The sequence below is a fragment of the Lysinibacillus sp. NPDC093197 genome (assembly GCF_044754025.1).
Taxonomy (GTDB): Bacteria; Bacillota; Bacilli; order Bacillales_A; family Planococcaceae; genus Lysinibacillus.
In genome coordinates, this window is sequence record NZ_JBIVOH010000003.1 from 266892 (window position 1) to 288824 (window position 21933).

The window sequence follows — 21933 nt, forward strand, 5'->3', positions numbered from 1 at the left end:
TCCACTTTGATTTTCCGCGCAGCATTTTGTTAGCCGCAGGAGTCTTCGTGGATTTTTACTTGGATATAGAATTCAGAATTGTTTGTGTGCCTGGCACTTATTTCTCAACAACGCCGCTATACAATCCAGGTCTACGGTCATCATAAACTGGAATTCTTCCACGTACTTCATCGACAATTGAAAAATCAACATCAATAACTGCTACTTCCTCATCGTCTGCACCAACCCATAATACTTCTCCCCAAGGTTGAATAACCATGGATTGTCCATTGAAGTTTTCTACCTTGTTGGCAATTCGATTAACAGCAATGACAAAGCATTGATTTTCAATTGCACGTGCCTGTAACAATGTTTTCCAATGGTCAATACGAGGTGTTGGCCATTGTGCTGGTACGAATAGAACCTTTGCTCCATCTAATGCATGCGCCCGTAACCATTCTGGAAAGCGAATATCATAGCAAATAACACCCGCCGCTTCAATATCCCCTAATGCAAAGCGGTTCATTTCATCACCGGCTTCTAAATATAGATGTTCATCCATCAAACGGAATAAATGTGCTTTACTATATTCGCCAACTTGCTTTCCTTCCTTATCAAACGTATACATCGTATTGTAAAATTTATCGCCCTTCTTCGTTGCGACAGAGCCCCCCACAATATGTACACCAAGTTCGATTGCTAAGCCTTGTAGAAACGCCTTTGCTCGCTCTCCGTCTGTATCTGCAAGTTCAGCTAATTTTTCAAGCGCGTAGCCAGTATTCCACATTTCGGGAAGTACAATAATTTCCGCACCTAAACTTGCCGCTTCGCGTATTTTTTCTTCAGCTCTCGCGAAGTTTTCTTCTACTTTGCCAAATCTTACGTTTAATTGAATACAACCTATTTTCATTTTCATTCCCCCGTCCATTAGTTAAAAAATAGTTTAATAATTCAAGATACAAGTAATTCCAAACGCTTCCAAAAGCATTTAACTTATTACATTACATTTTTCTATACCCCATTATATCATTGAGCGATCTTAGCTTGTCGATGATATGAAGGAAACCTTGCACTATAATCGATTTCGCACAATGTCCATCATTTAATGTCTTATTAATCACTTAGAACACTATAAATATACATATTTATCGTTTAATGACAATAGTAATCAATACTGATATACTTATTACATACATAGAATGAATAAAAATCGTTTTCTAGGCAGACCTTTTTAACTTTATAAGAATCTTAATCAAGAAGGAAGGTATTATCATTTATGGACAGCGCATTTCTCGCTTTTTTACCTCTCTTAAGCTTATTAATCTACATAGCTCCAGTTTTTTTTATCATTTGGTTTCTCCTTAAATTTCTTAAAAACCAACAAGAGCAAATACAAATCCTTAAAAGTATTTCTGATAAGTTAGATAAGCGCTAAAAAAAGATGGGAATTCCCATCTTTTTTATTTTTTCGATTAACTCTCTTGGACTAGAGGGAAAGCGGCATTCGAATTGAATTATAAACTGTATTAAAACTTCCAAACGGAAAGAAGGTTTGTTATGAAAAAGAAAGTAACAATCATTGCGACAGGATTTCTGTTAGTTTTTCTCCTATTATTTGGCACATATAAATTAATGAATTCGAGAGCGTATCAGTTGTTTGGGAATATAACGAATAAAGTAGAAACAACTCAAAAAGTGATTGCGTTAACTTTTGATGATGGACCAACAGATAACGTAAAAATGATTTTGCCACTATTAGAAAAGTATCATGCCAAAGCGACCTTTTTTCTAATTGGTGAAGAACTTGAAAAACATCCAGAAGAAGCAAAAAAAATTGCAGAAGAAGGACATCAAATTGGCAATCACACGTATTCTCATAATCGAATGGTTTTCAAAACCCTTTCCTACTATAAGGATGAAATTGAAAAAACAGATCAATTAATTCGAAATGCTGGATTTAAAGGCGAAATTGATGTTCGGCCCCCTAACGGAAAAAAACTTATAGGCTTCCCGTATTACTTAAGTAAACATAAACGAGACACGATAACTTGGAATCTCGAGCCAGACAGCTTTTACGACTCGGCTTCAGACAAAGTGAATTATGTGAAAGAGAATGTTACACCTGGTTCGATTATTTTAATCCATCCAATGTATGATAAAACCGATAAAGTACTTGATACAATTGAAGGCATTTTACAAGAGCTGTCAAATGAGGGCTATACATTTGTTACTGTAAATGAACTTCAGGATTTATAAAACATGTGAGATGGCTTAAAGAGACTAAATTTAAACTAATGTCACTCATTCGAGTGGCATTTTTAGGAGGTAAAATGAAATATATAAAAGGGTTTTTAGGATTCATAATGATGACTTTTGGTAGTATGCTCATTGCTATCACCATAGATGATGTTCTGATTAAGAATATTCTTTTAAGAATACTTGGTGCATTCTTTGTTTTCATTGGAGTTGATATATTACATAGACAACTCCATCCTCATAAGTACAAAAAAGACCAAGGCAACAATTAGATGTATTTTTAAAAATAATTCTCACAAAATAAATTACAATAGGGAGAATCTAAATGAAAAAATTAATATCTATATTTTTATTATTAACATTCCTTATAGGTTGTTCTAATCAATCAAATGAAAACTTATTTATTGCTACAAGTATTTCCACAAGTAAATTTAGTAAAAATAATGATTATTACATTGTTTCAGATTTAGAGTATTTAGGAGAAAAGTCTGCAATAATTGAGAAAATTGAAATTGTAAAAGCTGACGAAGTAATTGACGAATACATATTAATAGATGAATTTAATTATTCTTTTTTTATAGGGGATAAGTATTCACGTATAGGTGTTCATAAAAACTTAGAAAGAATTGGTGGCGATGTAATACCAGCAGAAAACTCTATTATTAATAAAGATAATATGCTTAAGCTAATATTAAAAATCAATACGAAGTCTAGTATAACAAAAAGTAATAATCGCTATATTAGAATTAAGTACATTATTGATAAAGAAACGAGAGAAGAAGTACTAGATTCAAAAACTGTTAATCAACTTGAAACCGCATTAGATTAGATAAAATCCTTTAAACCCACTCTTTTTAGTCTTCTTCTTACGTTTTTTACCCTTGATAAAGAAAGACTATAGACAATCTATTGAAAAAGTAATAGTATTTGCAACATATCTATAATAATTATTATATTCTGAAAAAGGTGAGCATACATGGAATTATCGAAAAAACTACAGCAACTCCCAACTCAATTTTTTGCAGCACTTGTACAAAAGGTCAATGCGGCACTAGCGGAAGGGCGCGACATTATTAATCTTGGACAGGGCAATCCCGACCAACCGACGCCCCCACACATTATTAAAGCGCTTCAAGAGGCAGCGGAAAACCCTCAGCATCATAAATACTCCCCGTTCCGTGGTATTACTGAATTACGTCAAGCTGCAGCTGCGTTTTATAAACGTGAATACAATGTGGATATTAATCCTGATACAGAAGTAGCCATTTTAGGTGGAACGAAAATTGGACTTGTGGAACTACCAATGGCCGTTTTAAATCCTGGTGACACAATGCTATTACCCGATCCCGGTTATCCAGATTATTTATCTGGTGTTGTATTAGGTGAAGTCCAATATGATGTGATGCCACTTTTTGCAGAAAATGATTTCTTACCTGACTATGATGCATTGTCTGATGAAGTAAAAGAAAGAGCTAAGCTTCTTTACTTGAATTACCCGAACAATCCTACTGGTGGAACAGCAACACTTGAATTTTTCGAAGAAACAGTAAGGTTTGCTAAAGAGCATCAAATTATCATAGCACACGATTTCGCCTACGGTGCGATTGGCTTTGATGGCAATAAACCAGTGAGTTTCTTGCAGGCAGACGGTGCTAAAGATGTCGGCATTGAACTGTATACTTTATCAAAAACCTATAATATGGCTGGCTGGCGCATCGGTTTCGCAGTTGGAAATGCTCAAATTATAGAAGCTATTAATCTTATTCAAGATCATTTATTTTGTAGCCAATTTCCCGCGATTCAGCAGGCAGCAGCTGTCGCTTTAACTTCTTCACAAACTTGTGCTCAGGAACTTAACGCGACATATGAGCGCCGTCGAAACGTCCTAATTGAAGAAGCTCATCGTATTGGTTGGCAAGTAACAGCTCCAAAAGGTTCATTTTTTGCATGGCTCCCTGTTCCATTAGGTTACACAAGTGAACAATTTGCCGATTTATTACTTGATAAAGCTGATATTGCAGTAGCTGCTGGCAATGGCTTTGGACAGTTCGGTGAAGGCTATGTACGTGTCGGCTTACTTGTTAGTGAAGAACGCTTACGTGAAGCTATTGGCCGAATTGAAAAGCTTAATCTATTTAAACGATAATTTACTAATATAAAGTAAGAAGCACTCGCCATATGACGAGTGCTTCTTATTTCTTTATTATTTACGATTTTCCATCCACTCTGGTTTACCAAAGCCTTTGAAGTCTGCATCAATTACTTCTTCAAATTTAGCCGATTCTACAATTTCAACTAGATCCTTTGATAATTGTGAATCTTTGTTATCAGCCTTCACCGCAATAACGTTTCGGAATTGATCAGGCATGTTTTCTAAAAATACTGCATTTAGTAAATCTAGCCCCGCTGCTAAAGCAAAGTTACCAGGTACGCCAGCTAAATCAACACTTTCTACTGTACGCGGAAGTGCAGCTGCCTCAATCGGTTGGAATACTAAATTTTTGTCATTTTTCACAACATCTTTTTCTGATGCTTTTAATTCTTCAATGCTAGGGTCAATCTCGATTAAGCCTTGCTCCTGCAATGATAATAATGTACGTGCTGCATTTGAAGGATCGTTGGCAATTGCCACTGTTGCGCCATCTGGAATTTCATCGATTGATTTATATTTGTTTGAGAAAAAGCCCATTGGTGCTGTTGGTACAATAATTAATGCTTCTAAATCCATGTTGTTCTGCTCTTCGAAGTTTTCTAAGTATTTCGTATGCTGGAATAAGTTTGCATCAATATCGCCATTATCTAAAGCTTTGTTTGGTTGCACATAATCACTGAATTCTACTAATTCAACTTTGTAACCTTTTTCTTCAAGCTGTGGAATAATTGCTTTTTTAAGCATATCACTATAAGGACCTGCTGTTGCACCTAGTTTAATAGATTTGCTTTCCCCTGCTGCATCTGAACCCTTTTTTGAATCGGATCCTTTGTCGCTTGAACCACATGCTGCTAAAACGACAGCAAGAATGATTGTTAAAAATGCCAGTAATGATTTTCTCATCTTTTCTTTCTCTCCTCTTCTTATCTTTTATCAATTGATTTTGCAAACCAGTCGCCAGCAATTTGTATCGCTTGCACGAGCAAAATTAATATCGCAACGGTAGCAATCATAATTGTATTATCATAACGATAGTAGCCGAATCGGATAGCTAAATCACCGATCCCTCCGCCACCTACTACACCTGCCATCGCAGAGAAAGCAACTAAACTAATTACCGTAACTGTCATTGCTTGAATGATGCTTGATTTTGCTTCGGGAATTAAAACATCTTTAATAATCATCCACGGTGTAGCTCCTACCGCTATTGACGCTTCAATAACACCTTTATCAATTTCACGTAATGACGTTTCCACTAATCGTGCAAAAAATGGAATGGCTGCAACCGATAAGGATACACTCGCAGCAATCGGCCCAATTGTTTGTCCAACAAGTAATTTCGTTAATGGGAATAACGCGACTAATAAAATGATGTATGGAATCGATCGAATAAAGTTCACCGCAAAGCCGAACACACTTTTAATTAAACGATTTTCCCAAAATAGCCCCTTATCCGTGACAAATAATAAAATACCAAGCGGTAAACCTACCACGATTGACACAGTTAGCGAGATGCCAATCATAATAATTGTCTCCTGAAAGGCTTTCAATATATCCGGAATCATCTCCATAAAATGCGTTACATCAAACATGCTGAACCACCTCCACAATCGCACCACGTTCGGTCATATAAGCAACAGCTTTCTGTAACTCACTCTGCTCACCTTGTAGCTCCATTAAAAAAATACCAAGTGGTCGTTCTTGTATGTATTCGATTGTGCCATGAAGGAAATTCCCTTTAACGTAAAAACGTTGCATTGTGTCTGCAATAACGCCTTCACCTGCTACATTTCCTTTAAATAAAATTTTGACGATTTGACCATGTACATCTTTTAAAATCGTTTCCGGAATATCAAACGATACAACACTACTAATAAATTCCTGCGTTAATACTTTTTGAGGGCTAGCGAAAATATCATATACTTCGCCTTCCTCTATGACTTTACCATCTTGCATAACAGCCATACGATTGCAAATTTCCTTCACTACATCCATTTCATGTGTAATTAGAACAATCGTAATACCTAACTTAATATTAATTTCCTTTAACAGTCGTAAAATTGACACGGTTGTTTTAGGATCGAGTGCGGATGTAGCTTCATCACAGAGCAACATCGCTGGATTGTTTGCTAAAGCTCTTGCAATTCCTACTCTTTGCTTTTGACCACCACTTAGCTGCGCAGGATAAACATCCCTTTTTTCTGCTAAATCGACCATTTTAAGCAATTCATCCACTCTTGCAGGAATATCAGCTGCTGGCATATTCGCTGCCTTTAGGGCAAAGGCTATATTTTCGCCTACTGTTTTTTGGCTTATTAAATAGAAGTGTTGAAATATCATTCCAATTTTTAAGCGAGCTAAACGTAGTTCATTTCGTGATAGCTTTGTTAAATCCTTACCATTAATTAATATTTCACCGCTAGTAGGTCGTTCGAGTAAATTTATACAACGTAAAAGCGAGCTTTTGCCAGCTCCCGAATAACCTACTATTCCGAAAATATCGCCACGATTAATTGTTAAGGATACATCATCTACACCAATAACCTCTTTTTTCTTTGAGCTATAAACTTTTGATACATTACGAAATTCGAGCATTTTGTTCTCCTTAATCAATTATTCAATAACAATTATAACCTACTATTTCAATATGCTTTATAGAATAGTTCGAATTATGTTATTTGTCAATCTCTTTTGACAATCTATCATATCACCGATTATTTAAATTCCGATTAAATGGTTATAACTTTAGCAATATCTCGAATTTTCGCAGTAAAACTATACGTAATATAAAAATAAAAGAAGGCACTTTCTGTTCAAATTGAACAAAAAGTGCCTTATATTCCTTATTGAATTACGCCTAATTCACGACCTACTTTTTCATAAATCGCCAATGCATTATCTAGCATTTCCTTTGTATGAGCTGCTGTTGGCATATTACGAACACGGCCAGTGCCTTTTGGTACTGTTGGGAAAACGATTGATTTTGCATAAACGCCTTCCTCAAATAAGCGACGGGAAAACGCTTGTGTCAGCTTTTCATCACCAATAATACATGGTGTAATAGGTGTTTCAGATTCACCGATATTAAAGCCTAATTTCGCTAACCCTGCTTTTAAGTAATCGCCATTGTCCCATAGCTTATCATGTAGTTCTGTTGAATCAATAAGCATTTGTACTGCTGCAGTAATAGCAGCTACATCACCTGGCGGCAACGCTGTTGAGAATAAAAATGGACGAGAACGGACTTTCAACCAGTCAATTAGATTTTTCTTGCCGGCAACATAACCACCGACTACACCAATTGCCTTTGAAAGTGTACCGATTTGGAAGTCGATTTCTTTTTCTAGACCGAAATGTTTTACAGTGCCCTTCCCTTTACCTGTAACACCTGATCCATGTGCATCATCGACATAAGTAATTAAATCAAACTCTTTCGCAATTTCGACGATTTCCGGTAGTTTGGCGATATCCCCATCCATTGAGAAGACACCATCTGTAATTACCATCACTTTATTATACAAACCTGATTCTGTAGCTTCTTTTGCTTTTGCGCGTAAATCGTCCATATCTGAGTGATTGTACGCAATGATTTTTGCACGCGATAAGCGACATCCATCAATAATGGATGCATGGTTTAATTGGTCTGATAAAATTGCATCGTTTTTATCCATAACAGCTGAAATAGCCGCCATATTACAGTTAAAACCTGATTGATAGGAAATAGCTGCTTCTGTTCCTTTAAATTCGGCAAGCTTTTCTTCTAATTTAACATGCAAATCAAGTGTGCCGTTAATTGTACGAACAGCACCTGCACCTACACCATATTTTTCTGTTGCTTCTTTAGCAATTTGCTTTAATTGCTCATTTGTTGCTAAGCCAAGATAGTTATTAGAGGAAAGATTAATAAGATTCTGACCTCGAACTTGAATAACTGGCCCATTTGCGCCTTCTACTGCGTCAATTTCATTGTATAAGCCTTGATCACGTAAGGCTTGTAAGTTTTCATCTAAAAATGCATTTAGTACTTTTGACAAGAGTATCATCCTTTCTACGATTAGTTTTGTCTCGGCGTCATAATATTCGGATTTTAATTTATGCATGCATCCTACAATTCAAAATCCACGGCTTCTGCCAGAGGCATTGTCTTCATTCAGCTTGCTTTTGACATTCATGCAAATAAGGGGTCATTTGCATCAATTTCGCATTAGCAAGTAGCTATTGAATAAAGATCGACTAGTCTACTCATAGTGTAGCATAAGCAACCAATTAGAATAAATTACTTTGCTAATCTTTCAAATAAAGGAGCCGTTTTTTCACGCCAAATTGCAGTCGATAAACATTGATCCATTAGCTGGCGAATTGTTTTCTCCGCTTCTGCATAACGCGTCGTATAGCCGATTGCATCTTGCATTGCACTTTTATAGTTCACGCGGATTTCTTCAATTTGAGCTTCCGCTTCCTCGGACAAAATACAATGTTGCCCCATATCGAAAATTTCATCCCCTAATCTTCCATCCTGTGGCTCAAATACATGTGGTTCTGTACTATCAAATATGCAAAAGTTTAATTCTGGAACGATGACCATATCCACTGAACCAGCATCTAAGCCACACCAAACAATTTGCGCATCTAGCCCTCTTGCATTTGCCTCGTCAGCTAATCCTTTCATTAATGAGGATTTCCCTGTACCTGGCTTGCCTTTTATCATCAATCTTTTCGCTAAATTTTTCGTCATGCTATCTACTGTATTTTCTGCACCACGAGGTGTAAGTGTTCCTAATAGTCGATGTGTCCGTCTGCCTGTTTTATTTAAAACGATGGATTGAAAAATATTCGACTTTAAGTTGGTAACTTGTTCATCTAACGCTTGCCAGTCCATGCAACTTTGTGTAACAATCTCCCAGTCATCATGTATTTTTTTTGCGATTTCAAGCATTGTAATACACTTCTCGCGCCACAATTCTCGCTCTTTTATTGCAACGGCTAGCTTTTCGCCAATCTCTTCAAGTCGGTCTTCTTCTAAGCAATCATAAAAGGACAGCACACGATGCTTCGTACCAAATAAAGTTGGTTCAATCCCCCACTGTGATGACCAAACATAGAGTCGATTACAGCCTCGAATAAATACTCCCTCTATTACGTTCTCTAACAATGCATGTTGAAACCACTCTACCGCAAAGCCCTGTTTTACATAATAATAGCCGAGCTCCTTCAGAAGTTCTGATCCTTTATATGTTGATGGGCCTTGCAGAACGTAAACTAGTTCCGCTTCATCCATCATTTCTTTATATAAATGTTTAATTCCTTGCCCAGTAAGTGCGTGTCCAAAGTAATAGGTCACATTTCCGTTCAATGTCGCTCCCCCTTTTTTTATGCCATGACATTATATGAACTATCACACCAAAAGATGAAAGGGGGGCAAATTGTTTGAGTGCCTGACACTAATTGTGTGCGTACCTGGCACTTGGCATGGACACCTGACATAATACAGGCTCCCTGCATTGTAGTAAAAATCCACTTCTCTCTCCGCAGGCACAATGTAAGCCCCATCTGTCACTAACACAGTTTGTTGCATCTTAAGTTACGGGCGTTCCCGCACGCATTTTCGTGGATATTACTTCGATATATATTACTAAAAATTTCAGAATTGTTTGAGTGCCTGACACCAAAACTTAAAATGGTTTGATGCCTTCCATGCTTCCGATACATTTCATTAAAACTTTCCGACAATACGGTAAGGAAAATTGCACAATATAGCCGGATGTTAGTGCAATAACGACAGTACCAACACCAACAGGGCCACCGAGCAACCATCCGAGAATGGTTACGAGAACTTCAATGCCCATACGTGCTGTTTTAATCGTCCCTCCAAACCTTTCAACGAGTATCATCATTAAAGTATCACGTGGACCTGCCCCCATATTTGGTGCAATATACATTCCACAGCCGAAACTTAAAACAAATAAACCTAATACAAAATAGGTTATTTGTAAGCCATAAATATCAGTTGAAGGCAACAGCCAATTAAACACATCAATAAATGAGCCGATAAGTAACATATTTAGCCATGTACCTATTTTAGGCCACTGCCTTAATACAATCGAGGTTGATACGACGATTAAAAACCCTGTTAAAATAGACCAAGTTCCTATTGTTAAGCCGAAATTTTGAAATAACCCTACATGTAACACATCCCATGGGCTTGTTCCTATAATTTTCCCCTTGATTGACATCGTAATACCTAATGACATAATCATCATTCCCACCACAAAAAACACCCAGCGCCATCCTGTGACTTTTCGCATTTCACTATCCTTCTCTCTATGTATGATATTGCTCTAACTTTATCATCATTTCTACTCCGAAATCTCAGTTTTCGTTAATAATTTAAAATAATCTGAACATAAAATTTCTCCAAATAAAAAACTACCCAAGGATTATTCTTGGATAGTTGTGATTGGAGCAAGTTGTGCCTTAGTCACTGCAAGTAAATCATCAAGTTGAATGTGCATTTGCATACCAATTTTCCCTGCACTAACAATAATACTTCCTTGCGCACTTGCAGATGCATCAACAACCGTAGGATACAGCTTTTTCATGCCGACTGGTGAGCATCCACCACGGACATAGCCTGTATAACCAAGTAGCTCCTTAACTGCTAGCATCTCAATCTTTTTCTCACCAACGACTTTAGCCGCAGCTTTTAAATCAAGTTCTTCCGCAACCGGTATGACAAAAACAAAAAGCTTTTGGGCGCTCGCCTTTGCCACTAATGTTTTAAATACAGATGATACAGGATGCCCGATTTTCCCAGCTACTGACACCCCATCTACTTGACCGTCACCTGTCTCGTATTCTAAAACGTCAAATTGTATTTTTTGTTGCTCTAATAGTCTAATTGCATTTGTTTTCGTATGCTTCGCCTTTGCCACAATTAAAATCCCCAATCTATACCATTAAGCTGTCATTGAAAACGTCGAGTTGTCTCCATATAGATAGCCGCTTTTTGCCATTTGAATATGCGTAGCATATTTTGCAGACGCTATTTTAAATGTCCGTGCTTTCATTGCCTCATCATAACTCTTACCGAAAATTGTATCTGCAAATGGGTCCAAATTCAATTCCTTCGAAAATCGTTCTGGCACCTTTACATCAGTTGTTTCCGTAACATAAGGTGGTTCAAGCTCATTAAGCACTGTTTCATCTAGCTCTGTACCATTCTGAATATGTTGCATTTGAGCATCTGCACTAGCCGCTATACGTAAATCTTGTGGAGATGGAACTATTGGTGTTAGCGCAGCACTTCGAACCTGCTGTAAAATTTGCAATGTGTCCGCGGCCTCAGTATCCGTATCCATTACTGCTTCAGGCAAATCATCTAATGCTGGATATCGGTCATCTGTTGCTTTTAGCCGTGATGAAGAAGGAGATTCTCCAATATCACTGCCGATTGTTTTATATGCTTGCTCATGAGCTCTTACACTTTTTTCAGTTTGTTGTAAATCTTGAATCATAGCCTGTTGCTGTGGCGTTACTTCCTTAGATTCTTCTTTATGTTGCTCATATAAATCTTGATCTTGGCGGCCTAATAATAAATTTTCGAGCTCTAGCAATATTTTATTTTTTTCTGGTTGGAAGTACTGTGCATTTTTTCGATAAGCATCACCAGCCTCTTTACGCTGAAGGATTTTCTTACGGTTATAATGAGCAGATTGTCTTTCTTGCTCCATCATGTTTGATAGTTTCATATCATCACCTCGACTTTCTTTTTAATATGCAAGTTTAGTAGTAAATATGAACAACTCTCTATTAACTATTTTTATTCAAACGGAATGGTTTCTGTACTTTTATTATCGGAATTTTCTCTCTTAAATTCAAGCAATAATTACTACTAACCTCCTAAAGAAACAATACCCCGAATTTTATATAGGTAAAAACACCTTGTTAATAAGAGTGTTTTTATTATTATTATATTTCTTTATTACTTTTTCATTTATTTTCATTGAAATTTATCACATTAAACACTTGTAAAATAGTGTTTATAGCTAAAAAAAACAGCCCATTATTAAATGGACTGTTTCTTCTATAATCGAACTTTATGAACGTTTTTTCGGCATGATAAGTACACATTTATAAGCTAAGTATCCAAACCATGCGCCTAGCGTATTTAAAATCAAGTCATCAATATCTGCAGAACCAACTGTAAAAATAAACTGCACGGTTTCAACAGCAAGGCTAGAGAAAAAGCCTATACAAATAATAACCCATGCCTTTCGAAACCTCTTTGACAGTAGTGGTAACAAAAAGCCCATCGGTGTAAATATTAACAAATTGCCTAATAAGTTTACGACAATCAAATCTAAATTAAAATATTGTGAGTAATTGATATAACGTAAAATTGTTTCAAACGGTATAAAATTAGTCGTTACTCGCCAGCTACTATAATCAAACAAACCAATCTCACTTAAAGAATAATCGCCACGGAACAACATAATACAAACATCCACTAAACGATTAATCACTAATTTGTAAAAGGCGATAATTGTGTAAAAACTAAAAAACACCCAGCCTATTACTTTTAGCTGCATATAATACGTATCAATCCACGCTCGAAATGGTAATGGTAGCTTGGCATCACCTTGGATACTAGATATATTATTTTTTGCCATGCTAATTCACCCACTTCCTCTTATCCATCCCATATTTTAATATGTCTGACCGTGCTCATGCAAGGGGTGAAATATATCAAAAAATGCACACCAGCATAAACTGGGTGCATTTTTCGGATAAAATATTTCTTCTTATACTGGATTTACACCATGCTTCCGTTGAGAGAATAACAAGTATTTAGACATATACAAGTCCAAACGTGTTTCCAGTGCCTTCCGTAAATCATTCGGCTCAATGACATCATCAATAATTAGCTCAGATGCTAAGCGATAAATGTCAATTTCCTCTTGGTATTCTTTTCGCTTTTCAGCAATAAAGCTTGCTTGTTCTTCTTTTGGTAGTTCGGCAATTTTATTGGCATATACTGCATTTACAGCTGCCTCTGGACCCATTACGGCTATTTGTGCGTTTGATAACGCAATACAGCAATCAGGCTCAAAAGCCGGACCTGCCATTGCATAAAGCCCTGCACCATACGCCTTACGTACAATTACAGTTAGTTTAGGTACAGTTGCCTCGCTCATTGCAAAGATCATCTTCGCGCCATGGCGAATAATGCCCGCCTTCTCAACTTGTGTTCCAATCATAAAGCCTGGAACGTCTACAAGGAAAATAAGTGGAATATTAAAAGCATCACATAATGAAATAAATTTTGCCGCTTTGTCAGCTGAATCGTGGAACAATACGCCGCCCTTCACACGTGGTTGGTTGGCTATAATCCCAACTGATTGTCCGTTAATGCGTCCAAGCCCAGTTATTAATTCTGATGCAAATAATTTTTTTACTTCACAGAAAGAATCTTCATCAATCAACCGATCAATTAATTGATACATATCAAAAGGCGAGTTTTGATTTTTAGGAATTAATTCTTCAATTGATTTTTCAAATGTTGCTGGTGGCTTTGGCGCTTCCACTTTACTACGCTCAGCATAGTTATTCGGGAAATAGCTCAAATATTTGCGTGCATAGGCAATAGCTTCCTGCTCTGTTTTTACAAGCACATCCCCACAACCAGATACTGAACAATGCATTTTAGCGCCACCCATTGTTTCTAGATCTACCTTTTCACCTATGACCATTTCTGCCATACGTGGTGACCCTAAATACATTGATGCGTTGCCTTCCACCATCACCACAATATCAGAAAATGCAGGAATATATGCGCCTCCCGCTGCAGAAGGACCAAACAACAAGCAAATTTGCGGTACTTTACCAGAAAGTTTTACTTGATTGTAGAAAATACGTCCTGCTCCACGACGTCCAGGGAACATTTCTAACTGATCTGTTATACGTGCACCTGCTGAATCAACTAAATAAAATAATGGACAATTTAGCTTCTCCGCCGTTTCTTGAATACGAATCATTTTCTCCACTGTACGTTTTCCCCAAGACCCGGCTTTAATCGTCGAATCATTGGCTAAAACACATACTGTACGACCATGGATTTTACCGATACCTGTTATAACGCCATCTGCTGGTAAATCACCTGCTAAACAGTTTGCATACAGTCCATCTTCCGATTGAAGACCATCATCTAATAATAATTCTAGTCGCTCTCGGACAAATAGCTTGCCTTGTTGTGCATTTTTATCGTGATATTTCGGCAGACCCCCTGCTAAAATTTGTTCCTTCATCGCATTTGATGTATTTTCTGTGGATATATTGCTCATGTCCAATTCCCCCTTTGCAGTCCATTACTTTCCTGAATATTGCGGTGTTCTTTTTTCTTGGAAAGCTTGTAAGCCCTCCAAGCGATCTTCCGTTGGAATAAGTGCACTATATGCAAGTGATTCGATTTTCAAGCCTGTAGCTAAATCTACTTCAACACCATTATTAATGGCATTTTTCGCCTGAATTAATGATAGCGGCGCATTTTTCGCCATTTCGAGTGCAAGCTGTTGTGCTCTTTCTTGCACTTCATGCCCTTCATATACATATTCCACAATACCAAGGTGTTTCGCTTCCTCGGCATCGATTCGACGTGCTGTATAAATTAGTTCCTTCGCTTTACCAATTCCAATCAGTCGCGGTAAGCGTTGTGTTCCACCTGCTCCTGGAATAATGCCAAGTGAGGTTTCAGTAAGACCTACTTTGATATGTGTGGCTGCTATGCGTAAATCGCAAGCTAAAGCGAGTTCTAGTCCGCCTCCAAATGCAACGCCGTTTAAAACAGCAATAACAGGTTGAGCTAATGACTCTACTTTTGCAATCGTTGCTCCGATTAAATGCACAATTTGCTTTACTTGTTGATCGGACATCCCTTTACGCTCTTTTAAATCTGCTCCTGCACAAAATGCCTTTTCCCCTGCACCTGTTAGTAAAACAACACGCACTGCTGGATCAGCATTTATTTTATCTAGCGTAGCACTAAGGTCGTTTAATAATTGTACTGACATGGCATTGGCAGCTTCCGGTCTAGATAGTGTAATGAGCCCTATATTACCTGGTAACAAATCAAATTGAACGAGTTGTTGTGTCATGTGACATTAGCACTCCCTTCATTACGAACAATGGCCATTTGTTTAGACGCAACGTCCTTCCCTAGCTTTTGTTCGATAAATAGTACCGCTTCTAACAGCCTTTGCATGTTAACGCCTGTTTCAATGCCCATTCCTTCTAATAGATACAACAAATCCTCTGTAGCTACATTACCTGTTGCTCCTTTTGCATAAGGACAACCGCCTAGGCCACCGAGTGCACTATCAAATTTCGTAATACCCATTTCTAACGATTTCATAATATTGGCAAGTGCTGTACCACGCGTATCATGGAAATGCATCGCAAATTTTTCAGCCGGATATCTCTTTAACAGCTCTTCTAATAGATGCTCAACCTGCGTCGGAACTCCAACGCCGATTGTATCTCCTAGCGATATTTCATCAACGCCCATTTCCAATAATTTATCTGTTACTTGTAAAACTTTTTCTGGGTGTATGTAACCCTCATAAGGGCATCCGATTACCGTTGAGATATAACCACGTACATGCTTATTTGCGGCCTTTGCCCCCTCAACTACTTCCTTCATTATTGGAAATGTTTCGTGGATTGTTTTATTGATATTTTTTTGATTATGACTTTCACTGGCAGACATAAAAATGCTTGCTTCATCGATGCCCGCTAGCAACGCACGTTCTAATCCTCGCATGTTTGGCACAAGTGCCGCATACGTTATGTCCTTTTCTCGCTTAATAGCTTGCAGCACTTCTACTGCATCTGCTAATTGAGGAATCCACTTCGGATGCACTAGAGACGTTACTTCTATATAATTTAATCCCGTCCGACTAAGTAAATTTACTAGCTCTACTTTATCTGCAGTAGCGATGTGTACCTTTTCATTTTGCAAACCATCACGAGGCCCAACTTCCTTTAACGTAACATGCTTTGGTAATTGCATAGAAATGCCTCCCTATTCAATTTCTAAAATATCATCGTCAACGTTAATGAAATCGCCTTCGTTCGCAATAATTTTTGTTACAACACCGTCCTCTTCTGCAGCAATCGGAATCTCCATTTTCATTGACTCTAAAATTGCTACGTCTTGCCCTGCTGTTACTTTATCGCCTTCTGCCACTACGATTTTCCATACTGTTCCCGCCATGCTCGCTTTTACTGTTGCCATATAAATCCCTCCAAATAGTTAGGTGTATTTGTTTCAAGTGACAAACGTATCACTCAAAACAACACACATATTTTCACTTTGTAACGCATGCATACTCGCACATGCTTTGCATAAGCTCCTCAGTATGAAAACATCTGTTAGTAATCACGAGCCATTTGTTTATAAGCTCGTTGCTACGAATGTCCATAATATGAACTTATCCTTATTTTGTTTCTGTTAATTGTGGTAAATAAAATTCCTCGACAAATTTCGTTGTTGTATGCCCTTTTAAAAATTGCTCATGGGTTACCGTTTTCAAAAGCATCGGTATATTTGTTTGAATACCTTCAATTTTATATTCTTTCAATGCTTGTATAAGGCGCTCACACGCAATTGCTCGCGTTTCTCCCCACACTACTAATTTACTAATCATTGGATCATAGAAAGGTGTCACAGTTGAACCCGCTTCTACACCACATTCATGGCGAATACCCTCACCTGTTGGCAATACAAGATCTGTAATTTTGCCTGGAGACGGGAAAAACGTTGTAGGGTTTTCTGCATAAATTCGTACCTCAATGGCATGCCCCTGCTTGTCAATGCTGTCGCGTGTAAAGCTTAATGGCTGTCTCGCTGCTACTTTCAATTGTTCTTCTACAAGATCCAATTTCGTTATTTCTTCCGTTACTGGATGCTCTACTTGTAAGCGCGTGTTCATCTCTAAAAAATAGAAGTTTTGCTCTGCATCTACTAAATACTCAATCGTTCCTGCGTTTACATAACCGATATGCTTCACCGCTTGCACAGAAGCTTCTAGCATTCGCGCTCGCGTTTCCTCAGAAATAAATGGAGACGGGGCCTCTTCCACCACTTTTTGATTGCGTCGTTGAATTGAACATTCTCGTTCAAATAACGGAACTACATTGCCCTCATAATCCGCGATAATCTGTACTTCGACATGATGTGGATTGGCTATGAATCGTTCCATGTACATCGTGCCATCACCAAAAAATGATTGTGCACGTTTCTGATTACCTTCAAATGCTTTCTCTAACTCCTCAGCATCTGACACAAGTTGCATGCCGATGCCACCACCTCCAGCAGAGGCTTTTAGCATAATTGGATAACCTAAACGAGAAGCGATTTCAACTGCTTCTGAAACATCTTTGACAGGCGCTTCAACCCCTTCAACAATCGGTACTCCTGCAGATTTCATCGTCTTTCGCGCTTCTAATTTACTGCCCATGGACGCGATCACTGTAGCACTAGGTCCAATAAATACTAGGCCAGCCTCCGTACAACGTTTTGCAAAATCAGCGTTTTCTGAAAGCAAGCCATATCCCGGATGGACAGCGTCAGCCCCGCTTTCTTTTGCAATTTCAAGAATCCGCTCAATATTTAAATAGCTTTGAACAACAGGCGGCTTACCAACGCAGTATGCCTCGTCAGCATCTTTGACATGTAAACTTTCAGCATCCGCCTCAGAATATACCGCGACCGTTTGAATATTAAGTCGCTTACATGTGCGAATAATACGTCTAGCAATTTCACCACGATTTGCAATTAATACTTTCTTGAACATTGTCTTGCCCCCTCCCTAATTCACCTTCACTGCTGCCACAAAATCTTCGCGTAGTTTAAACTTCTGCACTTTTCCTGAGGCAGTCATTGGGTAGCCATCGATAAAGAAAATATGTCGCGGAATTTTATGTTTAGAAATTTTATCTCGGCAAAAAGCTCGAATTTCCTCTTCTGTCGCCTGTTCCCCTTCTCGCAATATAATCCATGCTGCAGCTTCTTCACCGTACTTAGGATCAGGGACACCCGCTACCTGTACATCTGCGATTTTTGGAAAGGTATATAAAAACTCTTCAATTTCACGAGGATATAAATTTTCACCACCGCGAATAATCATGTCCTTCAATCGGCCTGTTACTCTCACATAACCCTCTTCATCCATCGTTGCCAAATCACCGGTATGAAGCCAGCCATCGTGATCGATTGCCAGTTGTGTTTCCTCAGGATTGTTATAGTAACCTTTCATCACATGGTAGCCTCTTGTACATAGCTCGCCTTGCTCATTTGTTGCAGCTTCTACATCTGTACCAGGAACGACAATTTTAACTTCTAGATTCGGTAATGCTCTACCTACAGTCTCTACTTTTAGATGGAATGGATCATCTGCTCTCGTTTGTGTAATGACAGGAGAAGATTCCGTTTGACCATAACAAATTGTTACGTCAGTCATACCCATTTTCTCGATCACAGCTTTCATGACTTCAATAGGACAGTTAGAACCTGCCATTACGCCAGTACGTAATGTCGATAAGTCGTATGACGCAAAATTGTGTAAATTCAACTCGCTTATAAACATAGTTGGTACTCCGTGTAATGCAGTACACTTCTCTTTTTCTACTGTTCGTAACACTTCCACAGGGGAGAATTCTTGCACAGGTACCATTGTTCCACCACTTGTAGTAATAGCTAATGTACCGATGACACAGCCAAAGCAATGGAAGAAAGGCACTGGAATACATAAGCGATCTATCGACGTTAAGCGCATACATTCCGCGATGTTAACCGCATTATTGACTAAGTTATAATGTGTTAACATAACCCCTTTAGGAAACCCTGTTGTTCCAGAAGTATATTGAATATTAATGACATCATCATAATGGAGTGAGGCCTGTATTTGATCTAATTGTTGCTCTGTAACTTGCTCAGCAGCTGCTAGTACATCAGACCAGTTAAGTACTCCCGGATATTTTGTTTCGCCAATTAAAATAACATTTTTCAATAGAGGTAGTCGCTCCGATTGCAATTTACCAGGTTCACAATTTTCAAGCTCCGGGCAAATTTCTTGGAGTGTATTCATAAAAGAATGGTCTCGATAATTTTCGATTAAAATTATCGTTTTAGCATCGGATTGTCTTAGTAAATATTCCAATTCATGCGCACGATAATTTGTGTTTACAGTAACAATTGGCGCCCCCATCTTTCCTGTGCCAAACTGTAACTGTACCCATTCAGGAACATTTGTCGTCCACACTGCGATATGATCTCCCTTTTCAATACCAAGGGCCATTAATCCTCTCGCAACTAAACGACTTTGATGATTTAACTCCTCATAAGTCATACGTAAGTCTCTATCTGCATACACTAGCGCTTCATTTTTAGGATATTTTTTAGACTGTTCATCGAGCAATTGACCAATTGTTTGATACACAAGTTCTGCCATGAAAATCCCCCTTAAATATGCTATATAATGTTTTTAACAGCCAATTAGACGAGAAATAACGAGACGTTGAATTTCAGATGTACCTTCACCGATTTCCATTAATTTAATGTCACGTAAATGACGCTCTACATCATATTCCTTCATATAACCTGAACCACCATGAATTTGAATGGCTTGATTGCAAGTTCGGAAGCCCATCTCAGATGCGAATAATTTCGCCATAGCAGCTTCCTTAGCAAATGGTTTTTTCTGGTCTTTAAGCCATGCTGCTTTATGTACAAGTGTACGAGCAAGCTCTATTTCCATTGCCATATCTGCTAATTTAAACTGTATTGCTTGTAACTTGGAAATTGGTGCTCCAAATTGCTCTCGTTCGTTCGCAAACTTTAATGCTTTTTCATAAGCAGACTGTGCAATGCCGACTGATAAAGCCGCTATGGAAATACGTCCTCCATCTAACGTATTTAAAAATTGGCTAAATCCACGTTTTTCGTCCCCTAATAAATTCGTTTTTGGAACGCGAACATTTTGCAAAATGATTTCACATGTATTGGAACCACGCACACCCATTTTGTCGTAATTACAATTGATTGTGACACCAGGTGTATTTGTTGGCACAATAATTGATGAGATGATTTTTTTGCCATCTTCACGTTTGCCTGTTACTGCCGTAACAATAATTTGGCGTGCATGGCCTGCATTTGTAATCCAGCATTTTTCACCGTTAATAACGTAATCATCACCGTCAACTACCGCTGTTGTACGTGTTCCGCCAGCATCAGATCCTGCATTTGGCTCCGTTAAACCGAAGGCACCTAATGTTTCTCCCTTTGCCAAAGGTACAAGCCATTCACGCTTTTGCTCTTCCGTTCCAAAGTTATAAATTGGAGCCGCGCCTAAGCTCACTGCTGCTGCATAGCTTAAACCTGTACCACCGCAAGCACGCCCAATTTCCTCAACAGCAATTGCATAGGAAACCGTATCTCCTCCAGAACCACCATATTCCTCAGGAAACGGGATACCCAATAAGCCTAGCTCTGCCATTTTTTCAAAGCTTTCTATTCTCATTGTTGATGTCTCGTCGACTTCACGAGCGTAAGGTTTAATCTCTTTCTCTGCAAAATCACGTACCATGTCTCGAATCATCGCTTGCTCTTTCGTTAGTTCAAAGTTCATTCCCATTTCCCCCTAATATCCAATTTGCCATAGCGGATTTCTTTCAGACGACAGTTACACAAATCTAGACCGACTAGTCGGTCTGTATTAAAGATTAATAAAACCAGCATTTTCTTCTGGCTTCACCTTTACCATAAATTGAGTTGCTTCTTCCATAGCTTGCTCTGTAACAATTGCTCGTAATATCATATCCGTAAATACTTCTGTAATTTCCTCCATTGTCAACGGACCGGTTTGTTTAAACCACATATATGTCCAGTTAATCATCCCCACAATGGCCATTGTTACAATCGTACAAGGTAATTCAGAACGAAAATCCTTAGTTTGCTGCCCTTCTTCAATCACCTTTTGTAATATTTCCCGATATTGGTCCCGCTTTTTATGAATTATTGCACTATATTCTTCTGACAACGAACGGCTTTCTTCATAAAACACAGTAATATGGGCTTGATACACATCAAACACTTGTGTCAGTGTTTGGAGCATTGCACATAAGCGTTTAATCGGCGTATCATATTTGTCATAAGCTTCCTGTGACTGTTTAATAACATGGGAAATAAACACATCATGAACTTCATATAACAATTCATCTTTCGATTTAAAATTATGATAAAATCCACCTTTTGATGCACCGATGTATTCTACAATGCGATCAACAGTTACATTATGATAGCCATCTTGCTGAAACAGCACTACAGAAGCGTCAACAATTCTTTGTTTTAACGTTTTTTTTACCATAAGCACCTATCATCCTTCTTTATAACACTTACCCCTTTGTTCCTTATAACTAGGACTTACATTCTCTTAATTTTCCTAATTATAAAAATACTATGACTCCTTTAATATAGCATTCTCAAAAATTGG

The 21933-nt window shown here is 38.1% G+C and carries 22 protein-coding genes; 4 read left to right on the plus strand and 18 right to left on the minus strand.

Going from position 1 to position 21933, the window contains the following annotated elements; translation table 11 throughout:
• Nucleotides 1-97 precede the first annotated feature (97 nt).
• A complete protein-coding gene (locus ACIP9G_RS11245) occupies nucleotides 98-889 on the minus strand; it encodes a carbon-nitrogen family hydrolase (RefSeq protein WP_340821073.1) in 792 nt (263 codons plus the stop codon).
• 647 nt (nucleotides 890-1536) lie between these two features.
• Here ACIP9G_RS11245 and ACIP9G_RS11250 point away from each other — a divergent pair.
• The 4 genes from ACIP9G_RS11250 (at nucleotide 1537) to ACIP9G_RS11265 (ending at nucleotide 4381) form a co-directional block, all read left to right on the plus strand.
• Nucleotides 1537-2235: a polysaccharide deacetylase family protein gene (locus ACIP9G_RS11250; RefSeq protein WP_401019315.1), complete on the plus strand. Its 699-nt coding sequence runs from the start codon at nucleotides 1537-1539 to the stop codon at nucleotides 2233-2235.
• 74 nt (nucleotides 2236-2309) lie between these two features.
• Complete coding sequence (locus tag ACIP9G_RS11255) at nucleotides 2310-2507, plus strand: hypothetical protein (protein ID WP_401019318.1); 198 nt, start codon at nucleotides 2310-2312, stop codon at nucleotides 2505-2507.
• A 53-nt stretch (nucleotides 2508-2560) separates the two neighbouring features.
• Nucleotides 2561-3064 carry a hypothetical protein gene (locus ACIP9G_RS11260; protein ID WP_401019319.1) on the plus strand — a complete coding sequence of 168 codons (504 nt, stop codon included), beginning with the start codon at nucleotides 2561-2563 and terminating at the stop codon, nucleotides 3062-3064.
• A 147-nt stretch (nucleotides 3065-3211) separates the two neighbouring features.
• Complete coding sequence (locus tag ACIP9G_RS11265) at nucleotides 3212-4381, plus strand: pyridoxal phosphate-dependent aminotransferase (RefSeq protein WP_340821076.1); 1170 nt, start codon at nucleotides 3212-3214, stop codon at nucleotides 4379-4381.
• A gap of 57 nt (nucleotides 4382-4438) precedes the next feature.
• On the opposite strand, the gene ACIP9G_RS11270 is transcribed toward ACIP9G_RS11265, so the two are convergent.
• The 17 genes from ACIP9G_RS11270 to ACIP9G_RS11350 form a co-directional block, all read right to left on the minus strand.
• Complete coding sequence (locus tag ACIP9G_RS11270; protein WP_401019322.1) at nucleotides 4439-5290, minus strand: MetQ/NlpA family ABC transporter substrate-binding protein; 852 nt, start codon at nucleotides 5288-5290, stop codon at nucleotides 4439-4441.
• 20 nt (nucleotides 5291-5310) lie between these two features.
• The gene (locus ACIP9G_RS11275; protein ID WP_340821078.1) at nucleotides 5311-5979 is read right to left on the minus strand and encodes a methionine ABC transporter permease; all 669 of its coding nucleotides are present in this window, start codon (nucleotides 5977-5979) and stop codon (nucleotides 5311-5313) included.
• Entirely contained in the window at nucleotides 5972-6982 is a 1011-nt protein-coding gene (locus ACIP9G_RS11280; protein WP_401019324.1) for a methionine ABC transporter ATP-binding protein, read from the minus strand. The genes ACIP9G_RS11275 and ACIP9G_RS11280 overlap by 8 nt, the downstream gene beginning before the upstream one ends.
• A gap of 248 nt (nucleotides 6983-7230) precedes the next feature.
• A complete protein-coding gene (locus ACIP9G_RS11285) occupies nucleotides 7231-8430 on the minus strand; it encodes a glycine C-acetyltransferase (RefSeq protein ID WP_340826371.1) in 1200 nt (399 codons plus the stop codon).
• Nucleotides 8431-8663: 233 nt separating this feature from the next.
• Nucleotides 8664-9740, minus strand: a complete 1077-nt coding sequence (locus ACIP9G_RS11290) for a nucleotide kinase (protein WP_340821080.1) — start codon at nucleotides 9738-9740, stop codon at nucleotides 8664-8666.
• A gap of 319 nt (nucleotides 9741-10059) precedes the next feature.
• Nucleotides 10060-10692, minus strand: a complete 633-nt coding sequence (locus tag ACIP9G_RS11295; protein WP_401019327.1) for a YczE/YyaS/YitT family protein — start codon at nucleotides 10690-10692, stop codon at nucleotides 10060-10062.
• A gap of 132 nt (nucleotides 10693-10824) precedes the next feature.
• The gene (gene ybaK / locus ACIP9G_RS11300) at nucleotides 10825-11319 is read right to left on the minus strand and encodes a Cys-tRNA(Pro) deacylase (RefSeq protein WP_401019329.1); all 495 of its coding nucleotides are present in this window, start codon (nucleotides 11317-11319) and stop codon (nucleotides 10825-10827) included.
• Nucleotides 11320-11343: 24 nt separating this feature from the next.
• Nucleotides 11344-12135, minus strand: a complete 792-nt coding sequence (locus tag ACIP9G_RS11305) for a putative metalloprotease CJM1_0395 family protein (RefSeq protein WP_401019331.1) — start codon at nucleotides 12133-12135, stop codon at nucleotides 11344-11346.
• Between the two features lie 348 nt (nucleotides 12136-12483).
• Nucleotides 12484-13056 carry a VanZ family protein gene (locus ACIP9G_RS11310; RefSeq protein WP_340821084.1) on the minus strand — a complete coding sequence of 191 codons (573 nt, stop codon included), beginning with the start codon at nucleotides 13054-13056 and terminating at the stop codon, nucleotides 12484-12486.
• A 132-nt stretch (nucleotides 13057-13188) separates the two neighbouring features.
• Nucleotides 13189-14727, minus strand: coding sequence for an acyl-CoA carboxylase subunit beta (locus tag ACIP9G_RS11315; RefSeq protein WP_401010947.1), 1539 nt, complete (start codon nucleotides 14725-14727; stop codon nucleotides 13189-13191).
• 24 nt (nucleotides 14728-14751) lie between these two features.
• Nucleotides 14752-15537, minus strand: coding sequence for an enoyl-CoA hydratase (locus tag ACIP9G_RS11320; RefSeq protein WP_401019334.1), 786 nt, complete (start codon nucleotides 15535-15537; stop codon nucleotides 14752-14754).
• The gene (locus tag ACIP9G_RS11325) at nucleotides 15534-16451 is read right to left on the minus strand and encodes a hydroxymethylglutaryl-CoA lyase (RefSeq protein WP_401019337.1); all 918 of its coding nucleotides are present in this window, start codon (nucleotides 16449-16451) and stop codon (nucleotides 15534-15536) included. Before ACIP9G_RS11325 ends, ACIP9G_RS11320 begins: the two co-directional genes overlap by 4 nt.
• A 12-nt stretch (nucleotides 16452-16463) precedes the next feature.
• On the minus strand, nucleotides 16464-16676 hold the full coding sequence (locus ACIP9G_RS11330; RefSeq protein ID WP_139860471.1) for an acetyl-CoA carboxylase biotin carboxyl carrier protein subunit: 213 nt from the start codon (nucleotides 16674-16676) through the stop codon (nucleotides 16464-16466).
• 202 nt (nucleotides 16677-16878) lie between these two features.
• Nucleotides 16879-18237 carry an acetyl-CoA carboxylase biotin carboxylase subunit gene (locus tag ACIP9G_RS11335; protein WP_401019340.1) on the minus strand — a complete coding sequence of 453 codons (1359 nt, stop codon included), beginning with the start codon at nucleotides 18235-18237 and terminating at the stop codon, nucleotides 16879-16881.
• Nucleotides 18238-18252: 15 nt separating this feature from the next.
• A complete protein-coding gene (locus ACIP9G_RS11340) occupies nucleotides 18253-19893 on the minus strand; it encodes an AMP-binding protein (RefSeq protein ID WP_401019343.1) in 1641 nt (546 codons plus the stop codon).
• 33 nt (nucleotides 19894-19926) lie between these two features.
• Nucleotides 19927-21069 (minus strand): acyl-CoA dehydrogenase, encoded by a 1143-nt coding sequence (locus ACIP9G_RS11345; protein ID WP_401010957.1) that lies wholly within the window; start codon nucleotides 21067-21069, stop codon nucleotides 19927-19929.
• A gap of 87 nt (nucleotides 21070-21156) precedes the next feature.
• Entirely contained in the window at nucleotides 21157-21807 is a 651-nt protein-coding gene (locus ACIP9G_RS11350) for a TetR/AcrR family transcriptional regulator (RefSeq protein WP_401019345.1), read from the minus strand.
• Between the last annotated feature and the right edge of the window lie 126 nt (nucleotides 21808-21933).

Bases quoted from the DNA above. Each gene is read 5' to 3' on its own strand.
- ACIP9G_RS11245 (WP_340821073.1), bottom strand. From the start codon at position 889: ATGAAAATAGGTTGTATTCAATTAAACGTAAGATTTGGCAAAGTAGAA.
- ACIP9G_RS11250 (WP_401019315.1), top strand. From the start codon at position 1,537: ATGAAAAAGAAAGTAACAATCATTGCGACAGGATTTCTGTTAGTTTTT.
- ACIP9G_RS11255 (WP_401019318.1), top strand. From the start codon at position 2,310: ATGAAATATATAAAAGGGTTTTTAGGATTCATAATGATGACTTTTGGT.
- ACIP9G_RS11260 (WP_401019319.1), top strand. From the start codon at position 2,561: ATGAAAAAATTAATATCTATATTTTTATTATTAACATTCCTTATAGGT.
- ACIP9G_RS11265 (WP_340821076.1), top strand. From the start codon at position 3,212: ATGGAATTATCGAAAAAACTACAGCAACTCCCAACTCAATTTTTTGCA.
- ACIP9G_RS11270 (WP_401019322.1), bottom strand. From the start codon at position 5,290: ATGAGAAAATCATTACTGGCATTTTTAACAATCATTCTTGCTGTCGTT.
- ACIP9G_RS11275 (WP_340821078.1), bottom strand. From the start codon at position 5,979: ATGTTTGATGTAACGCATTTTATGGAGATGATTCCGGATATATTGAAA.
- ACIP9G_RS11280 (WP_401019324.1), bottom strand. From the start codon at position 6,982: ATGCTCGAATTTCGTAATGTATCAAAAGTTTATAGCTCAAAGAAAAAA.
- ACIP9G_RS11285 (WP_340826371.1), bottom strand. From the start codon at position 8,430: ATGATACTCTTGTCAAAAGTACTAAATGCATTTTTAGATGAAAACTTA.
- ACIP9G_RS11295 (WP_401019327.1), bottom strand. From the start codon at position 10,692: ATGCGAAAAGTCACAGGATGGCGCTGGGTGTTTTTTGTGGTGGGAATG.
- ACIP9G_RS11305 (WP_401019331.1), bottom strand. From the start codon at position 12,135: ATGAAACTATCAAACATGATGGAGCAAGAAAGACAATCTGCTCATTAT.
- ACIP9G_RS11310 (WP_340821084.1), bottom strand. From the start codon at position 13,056: ATGGCAAAAAATAATATATCTAGTATCCAAGGTGATGCCAAGCTACCA.
- ACIP9G_RS11315 (WP_401010947.1), bottom strand. From the start codon at position 14,727: ATGAGCAATATATCCACAGAAAATACATCAAATGCGATGAAGGAACAA.
- ACIP9G_RS11320 (WP_401019334.1), bottom strand. From the start codon at position 15,537: ATGACACAACAACTCGTTCAATTTGATTTGTTACCAGGTAATATAGGG.
- ACIP9G_RS11325 (WP_401019337.1), bottom strand. From the start codon at position 16,451: ATGCAATTACCAAAGCATGTTACGTTAAAGGAAGTTGGGCCTCGTGAT.
- ACIP9G_RS11330 (WP_139860471.1), bottom strand. From the start codon at position 16,676: ATGGCAACAGTAAAAGCGAGCATGGCGGGAACAGTATGGAAAATCGTA.
- ACIP9G_RS11335 (WP_401019340.1), bottom strand. From the start codon at position 18,237: ATGTTCAAGAAAGTATTAATTGCAAATCGTGGTGAAATTGCTAGACGT.
- ACIP9G_RS11340 (WP_401019343.1), bottom strand. From the start codon at position 19,893: ATGGCAGAACTTGTGTATCAAACAATTGGTCAATTGCTCGATGAACAG.
- ACIP9G_RS11345 (WP_401010957.1), bottom strand. From the start codon at position 21,069: ATGAACTTTGAACTAACGAAAGAGCAAGCGATGATTCGAGACATGGTA.
- ACIP9G_RS11350 (WP_401019345.1), bottom strand. From the start codon at position 21,807: ATGGTAAAAAAAACGTTAAAACAAAGAATTGTTGACGCTTCTGTAGTG.